This window comes from Paenibacillus farraposensis, assembly GCF_020736845.1.
In the GTDB taxonomy this organism is placed as follows: Bacteria; Bacillota; Bacilli; order Paenibacillales; family Paenibacillaceae; genus Paenibacillus; species Paenibacillus farraposensis.
Map to the genome: position 1 here is coordinate 20,705 of NZ_JAFFQR010000029.1, position 16,356 is coordinate 37,060.

At 48.0% G+C, this 16,356-nt stretch carries 10 protein-coding genes and 1 riboswitch; of the genes, 2 read left to right on the plus strand and 8 right to left on the minus strand.

Translation table 11 applies throughout. From position 1 onward, the window contains the following. Nucleotides 1-17: 17 nt before the first annotated feature. Complete coding sequence (locus JO375_RS05410; protein WP_229523487.1) at nucleotides 18-3,596, minus strand: collagen binding domain-containing protein; 3,579 nt, start codon at nucleotides 3,594-3,596, stop codon at nucleotides 18-20. A gap of 222 nt (nucleotides 3,597-3,818) precedes the next feature. After that, nucleotides 3,819-3,899: riboswitch (cyclic di-GMP riboswitch) on the minus strand. A gap of 50 nt (nucleotides 3,900-3,949) precedes the next feature. Further along, on the minus strand, nucleotides 3,950-4,828 hold the full coding sequence (locus JO375_RS05415; protein WP_229523488.1) for an AraC family transcriptional regulator: 879 nt from the start codon (nucleotides 4,826-4,828) through the stop codon (nucleotides 3,950-3,952). A 648-nt stretch (nucleotides 4,829-5,476) separates the two neighbouring features. Between JO375_RS05415 and JO375_RS05420 the strand changes: the two genes are divergently transcribed. Then, nucleotides 5,477-6,733 (plus strand): DUF445 domain-containing protein, encoded by a 1,257-nt coding sequence (locus JO375_RS05420; RefSeq protein WP_229523489.1) that lies wholly within the window; start codon nucleotides 5,477-5,479, stop codon nucleotides 6,731-6,733. A gap of 153 nt (nucleotides 6,734-6,886) precedes the next feature. Here JO375_RS05420 and JO375_RS05425 read toward each other — a convergent pair whose 3' ends face one another. The 6 genes from JO375_RS05425 to JO375_RS05450 all read right to left on the minus strand — a co-directional run bounded on the left by JO375_RS05425 (nucleotide 6,887) and on the right by JO375_RS05450 (nucleotide 14,909). Then, nucleotides 6,887-7,561, minus strand: coding sequence for an NAD(P)H-dependent oxidoreductase (locus JO375_RS05425; RefSeq protein WP_229523490.1), 675 nt, complete (start codon nucleotides 7,559-7,561; stop codon nucleotides 6,887-6,889). Between the two features lie 395 nt (nucleotides 7,562-7,956). Further along, nucleotides 7,957-9,204: a stalk domain-containing protein gene (locus JO375_RS05430; protein ID WP_229523491.1), complete on the minus strand. Its 1,248-nt coding sequence runs from the start codon at nucleotides 9,202-9,204 to the stop codon at nucleotides 7,957-7,959. Between the two features lie 196 nt (nucleotides 9,205-9,400). After that, complete coding sequence (locus JO375_RS05435) at nucleotides 9,401-10,150, minus strand: YcnI family copper-binding membrane protein (protein ID WP_229523492.1); 750 nt, start codon at nucleotides 10,148-10,150, stop codon at nucleotides 9,401-9,403. Nucleotides 10,151-10,207: 57 nt separating this feature from the next. Then, nucleotides 10,208-11,923, minus strand: coding sequence for a copper resistance CopC/CopD family protein (locus JO375_RS05440; RefSeq protein WP_229523493.1), 1,716 nt, complete (start codon nucleotides 11,921-11,923; stop codon nucleotides 10,208-10,210). Nucleotides 11,924-12,186: 263 nt separating this feature from the next. Continuing rightward, nucleotides 12,187-14,037, minus strand: coding sequence for a bifunctional diguanylate cyclase/phosphohydrolase (locus tag JO375_RS05445; RefSeq protein ID WP_229523494.1), 1,851 nt, complete (start codon nucleotides 14,035-14,037; stop codon nucleotides 12,187-12,189). 278 nt (nucleotides 14,038-14,315) lie between these two features. Then, a complete protein-coding gene (locus JO375_RS05450; RefSeq protein WP_229523495.1) occupies nucleotides 14,316-14,909 on the minus strand; it encodes a DUF5317 domain-containing protein in 594 nt (197 codons plus the stop codon). A 218-nt stretch (nucleotides 14,910-15,127) separates the two neighbouring features. Here JO375_RS05450 and JO375_RS05455 point away from each other — a divergent pair, with 218 nt between their 5' ends. Next, nucleotides 15,128-16,354, plus strand: a complete 1,227-nt coding sequence (locus JO375_RS05455; RefSeq protein WP_229523717.1) for a multidrug effflux MFS transporter — start codon at nucleotides 15,128-15,130, stop codon at nucleotides 16,352-16,354. The last annotated feature ends 2 nt before the right edge of the window (nucleotides 16,355-16,356 follow it).

The following is a 16,356-nucleotide window of genomic DNA, read 5'->3' on the forward strand; positions in this document are numbered from 1 at the left end:
AAAATCAGGTCTAGTCATCATTTATTTTTTTGCTTTACCTGTTTCAATTTCAGAAATACACCCCATACCATCATGGCTATACCTGCCCAATAGAACGGAGCGGGACTGCTTTCGCCTGTTTGGGGTAATTGATGGACCTCAGGTGTATCCTCCGGATCTATCGGCTGTTTTCCCGGGACTTTGGGGTGGGTCTTAGGTTTAGGATCCTTCGTCTCTATAGGAGGCGATGGATCTTGCTGAGACATGACGACTGGCGGCACTGGCAAAGTCTTGGGCTCATCCTGATCCGCCGGCGGCGGTACAGGTGCAGGCTCCTTCTGTGGAGGGACAATGTCCTCTGGAAGCGTAGGTCGTAACGGAGGGACATTGATTGACGGCGTATCTGGTATTTCCGGATCATTGTCATGTTTTTTACCTGGGCCTCCCGGATGGTTAGGTGTTCCCGGTTCTGTAGGGTTGGTGGGTTCTGTCGGAGTTCCGGGATCTACTGGCGGGTCAGGCTCATTTTTCTTTTCTTTTTTATTGGTGATGACAATCTGCTTCACACCGGAGTTTGGCTGGGGTGCGCCGTCTATTCTAATTTCAAGCTGGCCCCCGGTTATTTTGTAATCCTCCGGTGCTGCCAGCTCTTCCAAAATGTAATCATCATGCAGCAAGGAGGAAAAGACAATTTTGCCGTCCGCATTAGTGGTCTGAATAAGTGGTGCTCTTTTTTGGGCCTTGTCGTAGAGTGCAAACCGTGCTCCCGGCAGTACCTCGTCAGGCCTATCCTGATCCACCTTGGTCAGCTCTAGGCTTTCGGTTACTCCCTCGCCGGAGCCGGAGCCGGAAGACGTCCGCACGATGATCTCGCGGCTAGTCTCGCGCAGTTCTGTCGTCAGGCGATCTCCCTCAAAGGAAACCTTGTTGCTCACTTTGGCTTTGTCCTCAGCGTTGATGAAGGATTGATATTCCAGGATAAAAGCAGAGGAAATATCCTTGGCAAAAGTAAGCTCGAAGGTTTGCCGGCCTTGAGCGTCAGTGTTGATGGACAGCCTGTAATCCTGATCTCTGATCAGTTCGGCACCCTTGGAGGTATTTCCGTTGGCGGCAATGATTGTAGAGTACACGTGAAAAGAATCCTCTACTAGAATCTGATTGCTGCTGGGCTGATCTATAATTTTGGCATTGGACACATGTGACTGACCTTCATTGATACGGATGCTCCAATCGATCTTGTTTCCATTTTGTGCCCCCGCTTTAGATACATATTCCCCGCCATGAGGCACCGTGACTTGGGCCGTCCATGCGGAGACTGTTTTTTGTCCATCCAGCAGCAAGGCTTTATTATGGATTTCCTTTTCGATCAATTCTCCTTCCAGTGAAGTTTGAAAGGTAATCCAGTAAGGGGTTTGAATCTTTTGCTTGAACTGGATACGCAGCTCTTGGCCATTTTGCTTTGAGGGAGGGACGACAGTGTATTGATCTGCCGGGATTTCATCCCCTTTTTGTACACCATCCCACCACCCCAGCAAGGTCATATCATACACTTTTACCGAGCGGGGCACTAGCTTCTGGCCTTGCAGCAAAGGATCTCTCACTTCGGCATGGTCCAGGGCTTTGCGATTGTAGTTGGCTTTAATATCCCATGTAATGAGCTTGGAGCTTGCATTATAGCTTCCTTGCTTGGCCCCGTTTCGTTGTGTCATAAAATCTGGCCAGATTGGGCATTCCGCCTCATACGATCCTGTGTCTCCGTTTTCATACTGATAATCTATAATGGATTTATTTCGAAACTCAGGCTTGCTCGGATCGGTTTTCCAGTCGTTATTGTAGGTCGTTGAGTATTTGATCGTGTAAGCCCTCTGGATGGTTTTATGAAAAATGAGTGTAAACCCTTGTTTGTAGTCATGCGATAGCGGAACTAATTCGTAATCCGCGGGCCTATGAAGCTCTATTGTTCCGTCAACGCTTTGAATTTTTAGAGTATCCGGCAGCAGCGCCAAGCCGCCGTTAGGGAATATATCACGAATTACAATATTTTCCATGGTGTATAGATCTGTATTGATGGTAACCACCCAAGGTATGACTTTGGTGTTGTAATTAGGGGTGTCGTACACTTTAGTCATGACTCCGCTTGTGATCTCCGTGGATACGTCTCTTTCGGTTCCATCGGAGGTTACGGTGTTTGTAATTTTCTCATTTTGATAGACACGATCTCTGGGTTGAGTCTGATAGCGGATGGTGTACGCGGAGTCGACGTCGAAATTGAATTGAAGCTTGAAGCCGTTGCGGTCAGGATCGTCGACAGGGGTGACCGTGTACGCCCAAGCCGGGAGTTCCTCCAGTGTGTTCCCCTTAAATACTTTTAGGGAGCCGGACAGCAATTTTTGAGTTTTGTTAAAATAATCAATCAAGAGAGCTTTGACCTCGGGGATTTTTTTCTCACCGAAGTTATATCGTATGGCCCACGAGATTGTTTGTGTGGCGTGGTCATATTTCTCCACCTTTTTAGACAAAAATTCACCCTGCTCCACCTGAACGTTGGCGGTAGCAGAAATGTTTTTCATGCCATCTCCTGACAGAGTCGCTGTGTTGGAGAACCGGGATTCGTTGCCGGTAATGCGCGTGGAATATTGAATCTGATAGGCCGTGTTCATGCTGTCATCTTGGAAGCGAATCACCCACCCGGATTGATCTGTTTCAATGACGTATTTACTGGTATTCACAGGGTCTCGAACGACGGTTGAACCGTCGATATTGACCTGCAGATGATAGAGCCTGGTAGAGTCCTTGATGAGCTCCAGCCCGGAGGGAGTGAGGTCCGTGATGTAGGCGCGTTTGATGCTGTTAAGCTGTGTGTTTGCATCAATGGTCCAGTCGATCTGACGGACGCCGTTTACTTTCCCGTGTTTACTAAGGGTTGGCCCTGATTGAGGTTTGACATGCACGATGACCGTTTGAACTCCGCCTTTAATGGGAACCGCAATGATGATCTCGGTGCTGCCTTTTACTGTTTCTTTTGTAAATTCAGTTTTAATTTGCAGCTTGCCGCGCACATTGGAGTGATTCTCAACATATTGGCTAAAGGTCACGACAACTTTGCCCTGACGATCTACTGTGAAGTGGCCTGCGGTTCCATCGGTAGTTACTAATGGGGATGAGATATCCGTGTAGATGACAAATTGTTCCGGCAAGTGAAAGGCGAAGGTGTCTCCTGCTTTGTAGGTATTGTCAGGCAGCTCCCATTCATAGCCCAGTTGAATAGCTGATCCGATATCCAGCTGACTGTCTGGGCTATATACCGCGTCAATGACACGCCCCGCTTCATCCGTCAAAATCAGCTTGGTTAGTATGCTCTGTGAAGCGGATTCGGCCTGAGACTCAGCGCTTGCAGCGGCCTGGACGACAGGGTCCGCAGCGGAAGGGGGGGCCTCTATGGGAGGTTCAGGATTCGGAGCATCGTATACGTCATCCGTAGTCGTATGTGCAGGATCGCCAACAGTGCTTTGCGGCAGCTCCGGGGCTGAGGTATCTGCGTAAGCCAGTATTGCACCGAAAAAGCTTTGGATGATGAGCAATAAGGCAATGATCACAACATTTAATTTTGTTCCCATGCTTCAAGTCATTCTCCTATTCATCGTAATATGGCAATGCTTCAGCGGATCGGCTTCCTTCCTCTCCTCCTAGTCCGAGATTAGTATATTCAGCATGCTAGGCTGACATGACTATCCCGACAGAAAAAAGCCCTGATCGTAGAGATCAGAGCTTTTGCTCGGGAGAAACGTAGCTTTTAGTTGTAGATTTATGTAAAAAAGACATAATAAAAAGCTCGTTCATCTGGTGGCTGGCTGCCATCCGGAAGGGAAGGCCCTATAGCTTTGCGTCACTGCCTTTCGACAGTTTTGCCATTATCATGAATAGCTTGTGTGTCTATCATCTATCGAGCTGAATGAAGAGGACCTCTCATTTACTTGGAGCGATTCTCCCATTTTTTACGGAAGGAATGAGGAGTTTCCCCTATATGTTCCTTGAACAGGTTAATAAAATGGCTCGTATTGGGAATCCCTACGTGCTTCGCGATATCCACAATGGACATATCACAGGTTTTCAGCCAGGATTGAGCAGCAGTGATACGGACATTAATGAGATAATCAATGGGCGAGAATCCAATCTGCTTTTTGAAATTTTTAGCCAAATTAAACTTGTTTAATTGGAACATGTCTGCCAGCGAGTCCAATGTAATCCGTTCACTGTAGGACTGATCCAAATACTGCTGCACCCGGCGTACTTCACTAAGCGTGTCTGCATTCACATGCGGACGATCGTAGGGATGCTGTAAAATGCATGTCAGTACCTCAACAATAAGTCTGGACGTTAGCAGTTCGGCGGAAAGGCTTCTGTCAGACTGTCCATATATAAGGGAGTGCAGCTTGTCCAGTATAATATACGGATTGTGTAGGGATATTACAGGCTTATTATGATTGGCAAATTGTTCGTAAAAGTTTTCGATCAGATTGCCGTACAAATACAGGCTGATGAACTCCCAGTTTCCATGACCGAAGGTTTTGTACTGCACATATTCCCTGCAATTAATGAAAAACAAATCATGCGGATTTAGAATGTAGTTCTTGTCCCGGTATAGTAATTCTCCCTTACCAGACAACGTAAAAACAAGCAAAAAGGAGGTGAGATCTTCCCTTTCCATTCTAAAAGAAGATGATTTTTGGAAGTAGCCTAATTCCTGAATATATAAAAGGGATTGCTTGGCAAAAGCGGAGGGAGTGCGTACAATGACGACCGGATCGCCGTTCCAGGTGCCCTCGATGTTTTTTTGGTCTGTTGTCATATCCAATTCCTTTACAAAAAAGCAATTTTATCAAGCTTATCATGATTTAGTTTACCATTCATAATGGCAGATTAAATATGATTCCCTAATTATAAAAGATTATTTTATCATATTAAAGATGTTCAGACAGCAAATTATATGTGTGAGTTATACGGGCCTCGCTTCTTATAGATATTTAACTTGAAAATCCATATACAGAAGCCGAATAATGTTGAAAGAATCGGGGGATATCATGAGTGCCAATCCTTTCTGAGGTCGAATACCAGGATGACGCTAAAAAAGGTATCTTACATGCCCATTCAACTTTCTCATTCACTTCTCCTTTCGTTTTAAGAAATTTAGGACTATGTTTCGTTAAAATGGTTCGTAAGACTTATTATTGAAAATAAGATTTTCGTCCCAGTGTTGTGAAGTTTTTCACAAATATGAATGTAAAATAGAGAGATATATGCATAAAAAATTACGCAAAAAATCAGAGCTTGCTTGTCCCAAATCATCAGTTTATATGTACGCAGCTTTATAAAATGCATCTTTTTGGAAGTGGGAGATAGAGCGCTTTCAACTTTGGAAATCACACGGGCGATGATATGATAGGTAATATAGGTATCATACCTTACTTACTAGACAGTCAGTTTGGAGGATTACAGGATGGGGAAACCAAAAAATACGAAAACTGCAGCGGTCTGGTCGCTTGTTATTCTGGGGGCGGGCTTTGCGGCTATGCTGCCCTTTCAGCAATATGGCTGGGCTCGCTTGCTGGCTGGTGCTTTTGAGGCAGGACTTGTCGGGGGACTGGCAGACTGGTTTGCCGTTACCGCATTGTTCCGTCATCCGCTGGGTATTCCAATTCCGCATACGGCGCTACTTCCTAAGAATAGGGAAAAGCTCACAAATGCATTGGTAAGCACGGTGGAAAACAACCTGCTGGGCAAGGCCAGTATTGAGTCCAAAATTGCCGATATCCGTTTGGCTGATCTGATGCTGGATGGCGTGGAAAAAGGCTTGCACACGCCGGAAGCGGCGGTATCCATCGATATTCTTGCCAAACGGCTTGTCCAGTCGCTTCCGCTTGCGGAACTGACTCCGTTCATCGTGGCAGAGATTAAACGGCAGGCGACTAATTTTGACGTCGGACCGTTGCTGGAGGACTTTGCTCGCCAAACCAGCGAGAAGGGCTATGATCGCCATGCTCTGAATTACACACTGGAGCAGGCCGAGTCATGGCTTCTGAAGCCCGAAACGAGCTACACGCTGGGGGCTCTAGGAATGCAGGCTATCAGCGGTATACAGGTAAGCGGGCTGATGCAGTTTGCGTTGAATGCGTTCCTGGGTTACATGAACGAGGAGCGCATGGGTGAAATGATTCGCCATTTTCTGCTGATTCAGGTAGAAGAACTGCAAAGAGAAGAGCATCCGCGCCGTCAGGCTGTACTGGACGGTCTGAGATCCCAGTTGACTCGATTGGCGACAAAGGATACGGTCCAGGAGGGACTGAATGGCTGGAAGAACCGTCTTGTCAAAGCCTGGGAAGGCGATGCATCTGTGCTTGGTCAAATGGAGGAGCTGCGTGCACGCTTTTTAAAATATATGGAAGACGGAAGCTATGTGCCGACCTATATTTTACCGTTACTAGACCGGATGCTGGCTGATTTGAAAGAGAATACCGGGCTGTTGGACAAGATCAACTTGCGGATTGTGGAGGGAATTACCCGATTGGTGGAAGCCAACCATAGCCGGATTGGGAATCTGGTACGCGAAAATGTAGATAAAATGGATAATAAATCTCTCATTGCGTTGATGGAAGACAAGCTGGGTCAGGATTTGCAGTGGATACGTATTAACGGTGCGGTTACAGGCTTCCTGATCGGTATTGTCCTGACAGGCATCCGAATGCTGATTCATTAAAAAGGCTGTGAAACCATGAGGCTATCCATAGAAATAAAAGGGATATAATAAATCGGGCTGCGGCGTGTTCATCGTTTTAGATGAAGTGCCGCAGCCCGATTTTGTTGGATGCTTCCATACTCTCTTGTTCTAAAAGGGGTTCGAGGGATCAGATTACAGAACCCAGCGTGTGATCTTTTCTAGCGGCTGTCTGGATTTGGCCCGCTTGGGCTCCTGTGCGCGATACCCGAAGGCAGCGATAACCGAAATATCCAGTTGTCCGTCATCGAGCAGCCCTTCTTCCTCCAGGATGGCATGCACCTGATCGTAGTTAAAGCCCTCAATCGGACAGGAATCAATGCCGATCTGAGCCGCTGCCGTCATCATATTGCCCAAGGCGATATAGGTCTGTTTGGAAGCCCAGTCGAATAACGTACGTTCGTTTTCCAGCAGGCGCTGATTTTCACCCTGGAAAATTTTATAGCGGCCCGTTAGCGAAGCAAAGTCTTCCTCGGACATCCCTTTAACCTCTTTATACATATACTCCACGTAAGGAGAATCATATCGTACATCCTTGCGAGCCAAAATGAGGACGACATGGCTGGCTTGAGGAATCTGCTTTTGTCCTCCGCTGGAAACGGCAGCCAGCTTTTCTCTCAATGCCTGATTCTGTACGATCACAAACTGCCACGGTTCAAAGCCAACGGAACTTGGGGAAAGCCGCCCGGTTTCGAGAATGAATTCAAAATCCTCCTTTGGTATGATGCGTTCAGGATCGAATTCCTTGGTGGCATGTCTGAACAGAAAAGCATCCAGAATTTCCTGTTTTTTAGCTGATGTATTGGACATAATATGTACTCCTTTCAGATTGGGTTTAGTTGGTACTTCATATATTCCCTGCCAATATAATGAGAGCTGATATCGAATATATAGTCATCATATAGAAAGTTTTTTGAGAGAACAAGTACGCACATATTTGTTCCTTGTTACAGATCTGGGCTATGGATCTACATCCTAACAGAAAGAAGGGGAATAAATGATACATTAAGGCGTTGCTGGACTTTATGAGAGACTGGGGTATCTTTTATGGGGAGCACAATGGCGAACCTGTGGCAACAACGTCCAATTTTGGAAAGCATTTTTGCTAAGGTGGGATATGAGAAAGCCCGCTGATGATTTCATCCAAGATGCATGAGATCGTTAACGGGCTGAATAAGTCCAGGATTATTTTATGAAATCTACATCTATTTAAACTCGATGGCCTCGTTCATTTTCGTCCAAGCTCTTTCTCCAATGATGCCCAGCCGCCAGATGGCGATGCCTTTAAGGTTATAACGTTTGGCCAGACCAACTTTGGCGTTAACGGTGCTGTCTTTTTCGCTACCCATCGAAATCCCCAAAATCAGCTTGTCCCGTGAAGTTTCCTTCAAGGCCAGCTTTATGGCTTCGTCAACTTTGTCCAAAGGCTCAGGCGCTGCCTTTTGTCCATAATCATAAGCCATGATAATCAAATCGTCCGCCAGCTTGCCCAGTGTTTTATAATCATAACCAGCGTACGAGCTGTTCAAGGGATGCAAAACGACGGTGAGCTTGAGTCCGGCCTGATGTGCTTTGGCTGACAGATTTTGGATAAAGGCGTTGTAGTCTGAACGTGCTTTGGCTTTATCACCGCTCCAGCCCAGTCCCTCCAAATCGAGCGTGATACCTTTGAACTGCTTATCGGTGGCGGTGCTGACGATTTGGGAAATGGTCTGTTCTTGCAGCTGCGCATTTTCCAAAATCTTGGTCAGCTCATGATTGCCGTCAACCGAATAAACCATCAGGTAAGGGGAAGTACCCTGGCTGACTGCCTCCTGTACAATAGACTCTGGCGTTACGGTTCCAGCAGCTTGAGGCCATTTGTATTCTTTGCCGGTTGTCGTAAACTGTCCGTTCGTATCAATTCGGCTCCAGCCGAAGGCTACTGCGTTAAAATTCGGTATCTTGGATCGCTGGTCAAAAGAAGATAGCGCATAGAAGCCTACCGTATACATGGCCTCACGCGGCGATGTAATAGAGACCGTTCGTGTAGCCTGATTCCAGTTCACCGTGGCCCCGAACTGCTGCCCGAAGAAGCTTAACGGGATCATCGTACTGCCACGCACGGTTTGTGGTGGGGCGGACAGTTGCACCATTTGTCCGTCCACTGTGGGATTGCGGCTGCCCATTTTCAGCACCACCTGCTTGGTTGCAGAGCCTTGCGGCTTGGTAGCGATGATGCTTTGGCTGGCCGGTTCCCACTTGACAGTAATGCCGAGAGCTTCAGATATAGCCCGAAAAGGAACCATGGTCGTGCCGTTCATCACAGCGGGCTGCACAGGGAATGGCAACGGATATCCGTCCAGCATAATGCTGACCTTGCTCTCCTCTGCATGTGCCAAAGGGCTGTAAAAGCCTGCTGCGGTACTGAGAAAAATAGCGCCAGATAACAGAGCTTTACTTACGATTTTCATTCTATGATCTCCTATGCTCAGTAGATTGCAAAGCTATTATGCTAGAATCGTGAGGTATCTACCATTTTACCAAAAAAATGATAGATAGGTGAATGAGAAAAGCACAGGAAGCGTGATAAGCATAAAAAAGCTGGCAACTGAATGAACAGTGCCAGCTTTTGAATGAGCATGTAACGGATGATTACTATAATCCAGCTTATTTACGGCGCTTGAGTGCGATCCCGACAGCTACTACACCAAGCACGACTGCGATAATCGAGAGGATGAGTGCGGTCGTTTGTGCGGCAGAGCCAGCTGAAGCAGGAGCAGCAGGCGCGGCCTCGGTAGCAGGGCTTGAAGCGGGCGCAGGGCTACTGCTATCTTTAGCCGTGTCTGTGCCCGTATGGCCTGCTGCGGTGCCCGCCGAATCGTGCCCGCTGTCTGCGGCAGGACCAGGAGCTTCGGATGTCGCCTCTGCCGTTATTTTGGTAATGGAATGAGGAGTGCTGCTTCCTTCGTCGCCTGTCCATTCCACGATGCTTCCGTCATTGTAATACTGGAAGGCGTTCCAGGCAGCCTCGGTATTCTGGTCCGCATTTTGCGCGACAAAGCTGAAACGCTGGTATTGGCCTGCTTGAATCCCGGCTTTTTCCGTCGTCCAGGTGACGGTAGTTACTTTGCCGGAGCTGTCCTTTTCCGTTTCTACTTTCCAACCCGGTACAGGCTCATATTGCTTGAAAGCGACCTCTTTCGGAATCTTCAAAGCGATCTTGGTGGTTGGGATGTTTTTTTCTACAGGTACCTTCAGCGTGTATGTTTCCCACGCATTAGGCTGTGAAACGGAAGGCTTAACCGTCACGTGCGCACTGGCCATACCTGCAAAAAGCAAGGCACCTGCTGTAATCAGGCCTGCGGACGCCGCAAACCTGGAAAATCTGGATTTCATTGATTGAATCGCTGTATTCATATTTATTTCGCTCCTTTTCATGTGAGGATTTTTCAAAATCCTGAAGTCATAAAATGATTACTTTTTCCCGCCTACGTGTAGGGTAAAATCAGCATCTACCGCATCAAGAGATGCCGTCAGGGCGTGTACTTTTACAATCCATGTCCCTTTAGCGGTCATCAATTCCTGGCTGTGGAAGGGCTGCTGCTTCACAGGGAGGACGAATTCCTGATGAGTCTGGTCAGGGTCTGCCGGAACGAGCGTCAATGTAACCTGCTGAATCCCGGAAACCGCAGCCCCTTGGCTATCCTGAATCGTTACTTTAAATTCATTGCGGCCCACAGTATTGGGGCTGACCGCTAGCGTCACATGATACTCGCCTGTAGCGTGAGTCTCCTCGAATGGTACAGCAGGTGCCTGACCGGGTGACAGGTGGGTGAGCGCCGCAGCGAGCAGCATGACGAGCAGGCCAGTGCCCAGCTCCGCACGCAACCCTCCGGCGGCGCGTTTGGCCGCCGCCGCTTGTCGCGCGCTGCGGAACTGGCTGGCTGCGAAGACCAGCATGATCAGCAGCAGCGCTATTTTCCCGAGCAGAACGAGTCCGTAGGACGTGTTCAGCAGCAAGGAGGGGGCCGGGACGTACAGCACGGCCCCATATATACCGGTGGCGAGCAGCACCGCCACCATAGCTATGCCCCAGCCGGCGAAGCGGCGAAGGGCAGCTTGCTGCAGAGCTGTCCGCTCGGACACGGACAGTTCTGGCCCGGCAACGGGCAGGCACACGGCCATAACGGCAAGTGAGCCAATCCAGAAGGCCGCCGCCGCGAAATGGAGGAAATCGGCGACGATGGCTGGAGCCGGATGGGCAGCCGCTGCCGGATGGCCGACAAAGGTCTTGGACAGCACAAGACTGAGTGTTAGGATGACAGAGATGTTGCCCCAAAGACAGCGCTGACGGATGGATATGCTGTGATCCAGCGCGTAAATCAGCGTTACGCTCAGCAGCAATACGAGAATCATCTGGATAAACCAGATTTGTCCTGCCCCTGTATACTGGAGCGCTTCTCCCAGAATCGGGAGTGTAAAGCCCTCTCTGATGGAAACCCCGGCATCCCATGATGCCTGAAGCGGCAGGCTGATCAAAATCGCGGCAGACGTTATGCCGTAGCCGCTCCATAGCAGCATAGTCCAGCGGGGCAACGCTGCAGATGATCGTTGGTCAAGCTCCTGCAATGCCCTTGCATCCTTGTCCCGGCTCAAGCCGGGTAGGACGAACAAACGGAAGCAAAGCGCTCCAAAAAGGAGTGATATTCCTATGTAAAGGAACCAACGGACAGTAATTAAGTCAAGTCGTGATGCTATTGATCCTTCAGATGCGGCAGTCTCGTTTGTATATGGATTGGAGCCACTACCGACTTGAAAGGGAATCACGCCGCTCACTGGATGCCCGTCTGCGGACAAAGCTCTCCAATTGACGGTATAAATTCCATGTTTCATGCCCGGAACCAGCTGGATTTCCATGGTGTCATTGTGCTCCGGGGTGAGTTGTGCTTTTCCTGTATCGACCCGCTTGCCTGTTTCATCGGTCACCTTGATGGACATAAAGGCAGACTGCAAATCTTCATTAAAGGTGATCGTCACCTGTGAAGGCGACTTGTCCAAAACCTGATTTTCGGCCGGACTGGATTTAACGATAAATGCATGAGCCCATGTTGAATGGGGAAACAGGATCAGAAGCGGTAGACACAGTAACAGAAGACAAGCCACACGGGCCGGTCTGGACTGATACAACATGCCTGTGAAATCACCTTTCTCTCGGTTATTTGAAGCGAGGTTATCCTCATGGGTAACATTTTATACGGAAAAACCAATTTCTATTTTAATCATAGTGCAAATAGCCTGAATAGATGGGGCGAATTATGACATTTATATGAAATTTAAAATAAATCAGTATATTTCAAGTGCCACTCATATAAAAAACCCCTACCGATATAGAAATCAGGACGATCTCCAACGGTAGAGGCAATAAGGCCGAGCATCAAGCATACAAAGAATATTTAGAGGCCTGTTTCCATGGAATCCATAAAAGCAGGCTGCTTATGCTGAATATAGTGGATAAAAATAGCCGTTAGCTCGGGATCGAATTGGCTGCCTGAGCAGGCGCGCAGCTCCTCAATGGCCTCCTCAAACGTTTTGGTGGGTTGGTAAGGACGTTCGGTCGTCATTGCATCAAAAGAGTCGATAATTGTCAGCATCCGACACAGCCGGGGAATTTGCTCACCCTTAAACCCGAACGGATAGCCTCCCCCGTCATAGCGTTCATGATGCAGCTCCACAAAAGGCACCAGATCTATGAATCGCTCGTTCGCCTCGATGATTCGTTTGCCCCATGTGACATGTGCTTTCACCATCTGCCACTCCTCACAGGACAGCTTCTCTTTTTTATTCAGGATATTCCATGGGATTTCCAGCTTGCCAATGTCATGAATGAGAGCGCCCAGCGCAAAACGCCGTTTGTCCTCCGGGCCGAGCTGAAGCACTTCGCTCATGTCTGCTGCATATCTGAATACCCGTTTGGAATGCTTGAAGGTATTGATATCCTTGTGCAAAAACAGATTAAGCTGCTGCTCAATATCACGAATATCCTGTCCCAGGTCGACTTCGCGTTCCACTTCATTGAAGCTGCCGTGCATATAAACGATATTTTTCCCCTGTTTTTTGGCGTAATACAGTGCTTTATCCGCCAGATCGACCAGTTGTGATTTATCGTAGATGTCGATGCGGTTTTGTGCAATGCCTGCGGAGAAGGACAAGCAGCCGTGCGGGAAAATTTCCACGCCCTCGTAGCGGGAATCATTCAGCTTTTTTCGGATGGCATTGACCATTTCGTAAGCTTGCTCGGCGGTATATTCCGGCATAAGGAGGGTGAATTCTTCTCCGCCATAGCGGGATACAGTGATGGGAGTGCCGGCGGTTTCCTTTTTTAAAAATTCACCGAGGAATCCCAGCAGTTGGTCGCCCTTGAGGTGGCCAAAGTGATCATTGTATTTTTTGAAATCGTCAATATCAATTAAAGCCAAACTGAGCGGGGTATTTTGGGATTTGGACGTACTCAGCTCAGTTTCAAGTGTATTTTCAAAATAGCTGTGATTATAAAGTCCTGTTCTGCGGTCCATATTGGCCTTTTCCTCGATTTCGCGGTACATCGTGAACATCTGTTTGAACGCGTGAGACAGGAGCATACTTAGTCCCAGGACCAGCAGAAGCCCCAAAATGCCGTTGTAATAGATCAGTGTAGTCAACACAAGGGACAGAATGAGGGTACATAGATATACGAGCAGGGATTCAGCCAAGAAAGCCTGCTTTAGCTCATTGAAGGACCCTTTGTATGCAATATAAAAATAGATCCCCAGTGTAATTGTATTCACCGCAAAGTAGCAGATCAGCGCGAGCAGGTAGGAATTGAAGTGTTCGGCGTTCAAAGCCCCCTGTGTTCCGCCGGTTAGCTCAAATACGGTTGAAGACAGGAAAATGGAAATCGCGTAAATGGAAAAATTGACGGTATGCTTCCACCAGGACAGCTTTTTATGCCGGAACGCGGCAATGATTGCACTCAGCAGCAAAACCAGTATGGCCATTTCGATGCCATGCACAAAAATACAAGCAAGGTACACGGAGGAGTCCATGGACTGCTTGTTACTGGCCGGTGGTAGCTGGAAGGTAAAATGCTCCAGAATCAGAACTGCTCCCAATAGGGAATAGATCGTGACCCACTCTGTTGTCGAGTAGTACAAAAAGGACCAGTGGTTCGTATACAACAGGACGACCACGCCTGCCGTACATATGAGAAACACGTATATTCCCGTCGCGGTAACCCGTTCTTGCAGCTTTTTTAATAAACTCATCATTTCTTCTCCTGTCTTGTCGTATCTAGATGTCAAAACTACCAGGGGTGAGTGGATAATTTACAATATTGTAATCGAAAATTTCACATGAAAAAACAGGCCGGAATCCAGCCTGTTTTGTGGAGCCTGTGCTCCTTTTTTTTATCGGTCACTAGCCCCCAATTTTGTAACCGGAAGTCAAAGCGATTATGACAGAAGCGACGATAATAGAGTTGATAATCACACGGGAATATTTCAAGTTTTTCATTGGATTCCCTCCCTTCCTTGGAATATGGTACGCTCTAGGTGTGACGGGCATTGGTTTCTTGCTGATTATCCTTCTTCCCGTTCACGACCATAACGCTTTGGATAAACAGGAACATCCCGAAGTTCATGACGACATCTCCAACACTAATCACCTGCGTGCGGGGATAGGGCTTGGAGAGGGGGATGATATCACCGAGCAATGATAAATGCGTGCTCGCATCCATCATATAATGCTTCGAGATGACGCTTCCAGATTTAAGCATATCTGTATAATAGGGACCCAACACCTCTGAAGCGCTCAACGAGACCGGCATCCTGCCGCCATTCACCGCCATGACGATAAAATTCAACAGTACGCCGATGAAAATAAGCCAGAATCCCTTATGGTGTCTGTTCAACCAGAGAAATATCAATCCAACCACGTAGATGCCCAAAAATAAATATCCGTTAATGGACGCCAGCCAAGCCCACTTTTCCTGGGCATAAAAAATAATAAACTGCACCAGCAGCAGCAAGGGAAACATCCAGCCGGCTATGAGGCGAATTTGACTGAAACGGATCAGACTCTGCCGCCAGCCTCCTCGGATCAGACCTACAATGAGACCCAGCAGCACTCCATCATAGACCATTATCATTCTCCAGATTCCATAAATTTTTTTGTTTTTGAATTGCGTGTTTTGGATACAGTATAATTCGACCTGAAATTGGTAAATTCCTGCCTGATATATAGCAGTTTTTTTGAAAAAATTACGGATTAGCGTGTAATTATTCGAAGTAGGGCGAAATGATGATATCATAATATATTGAAGTCATATTTTTTTATATTTTGAAAAGGATGATTATTATTATAAATCGGTTTTCCAATACGATAATGGCTGCCGCGGACATGACCAAATCCCGAATTTTATGGATTGCCTTTGTCCTGGGGGCATTAAGTGCTTTTGGGCCCTTGTCTATAGATATGTATTTGCCGTCATTGCCTACATTAGCGGACAATTTGCACACGACCACTTCGTTGGCGCAGCTTAGTTTGACCGCCTGTCTGCTGGGACTGGCAGTGGGTCAGATCGTTGCTGGTCCGCTTAGTGATGTCAGAGGCCGCAGAGGGCCGCTGGTCATCTCGCTTATTCTGTACGCTGCTGCTTCGCTGCTATGCGTATTTGCGCCGAATATCGGTGTGCTTATTGCGCTTCGTTTTGTTCAAGGACTCACCGGGTCAGCGGGAATCGTAATCTCCAGAGCTGTAGCGCGTGATCTATACTCAGGCAAAGAATTGACGCGTTTTTTTTCATTGCTCATGCTGGTGAATGGCGTGGCTCCCATTGTTGCACCTGTGCTGGGCGGGGTGATATTGAACTTTGTTTCCTGGCGAGGGGTGTTCATGATGCTTTGTCTGGTCGGTGTAGCCATGCTGATTGCTGTCGTGCTGGGCTTGCCAGAGACGCTGCCTGTTAACCGCCGCTCATCTGGTGGCTTGAAGCAGACGCTGAGTACGCTCGCCCATTTGTTTGCGGATCGGCGCTTTATGGGCTATGCCTTCTCGCAGGCGCTTGTTACAGGGTCGATGTTCGCGTACATTGCTGGCTCGCCGTTTGTGCTGCAGGATATTTTCGGGGTTTCTCCCCAGATGTATAGTATTATTTTTGCGGTGAATGGCCTGGGGATTGTACTGTTTTCCCAACTCACGGGTAGGCTTGTGGGTCGCTTCAGTGAACGCCAGTTGCTCCTGTCAGGTTTGGTGATTGCTACTGTAGCTGGAATCAGCTTGTTAACCGTGGCTTTTACTGGGGGGCAATTGTTTGCTTTGCTGGTTCCGATGTTCTTTATTGTTTCCTGCGTGGGGATCGTAAGTACAACGACGACTTCACTGGCGATGCAGAGCGAGCAGCGATCCGCCGGGAGTGCGTCTGCAATGCTGGGCCTGCTGCCTCTGCTGCTGGGCTCCATCGCTTCACCGTTAGTGGGCTTGGGCAGCGGCACAACACCACCTATGGCGGTCGTCATCGCTATTGCTGAGATCGGTGCACTGTTAAGCTTTCTGGTGCTTGCGAAGGATGCACGCTCCAAAGCGTGAAA

Coding starts and splice junctions, on each gene's coding strand:
- JO375_RS05440 (WP_229523493.1), bottom strand. CDS start 11,923: ATGTTGTATCAGTCCAGACCGGCCCGTGTGGCTTGTCTTCTGTTACTG.
- JO375_RS05425 (WP_229523490.1), bottom strand. CDS start 7,561: ATGTCCAATACATCAGCTAAAAAACAGGAAATTCTGGATGCTTTTCTG.
- JO375_RS05415 (WP_229523488.1), bottom strand. CDS start 4,828: ATGACAACAGACCAAAAAAACATCGAGGGCACCTGGAACGGCGATCCG.
- JO375_RS05435 (WP_229523492.1), bottom strand. CDS start 10,150: ATGAATACAGCGATTCAATCAATGAAATCCAGATTTTCCAGGTTTGCG.
- JO375_RS05420 (WP_229523489.1), top strand. CDS start 5,477: ATGGGGAAACCAAAAAATACGAAAACTGCAGCGGTCTGGTCGCTTGTT.
- JO375_RS05410 (WP_229523487.1), bottom strand. CDS start 3,596: ATGGGAACAAAATTAAATGTTGTGATCATTGCCTTATTGCTCATCATC.
- JO375_RS05445 (WP_229523494.1), bottom strand. CDS start 14,037: ATGATGAGTTTATTAAAAAAGCTGCAAGAACGGGTTACCGCGACGGGA.
- JO375_RS05450 (WP_229523495.1), bottom strand. CDS start 14,909: ATGGTCTATGATGGAGTGCTGCTGGGTCTCATTGTAGGTCTGATCCGA.
- JO375_RS05430 (WP_229523491.1), bottom strand. CDS start 9,204: ATGAAAATCGTAAGTAAAGCTCTGTTATCTGGCGCTATTTTTCTCAGT.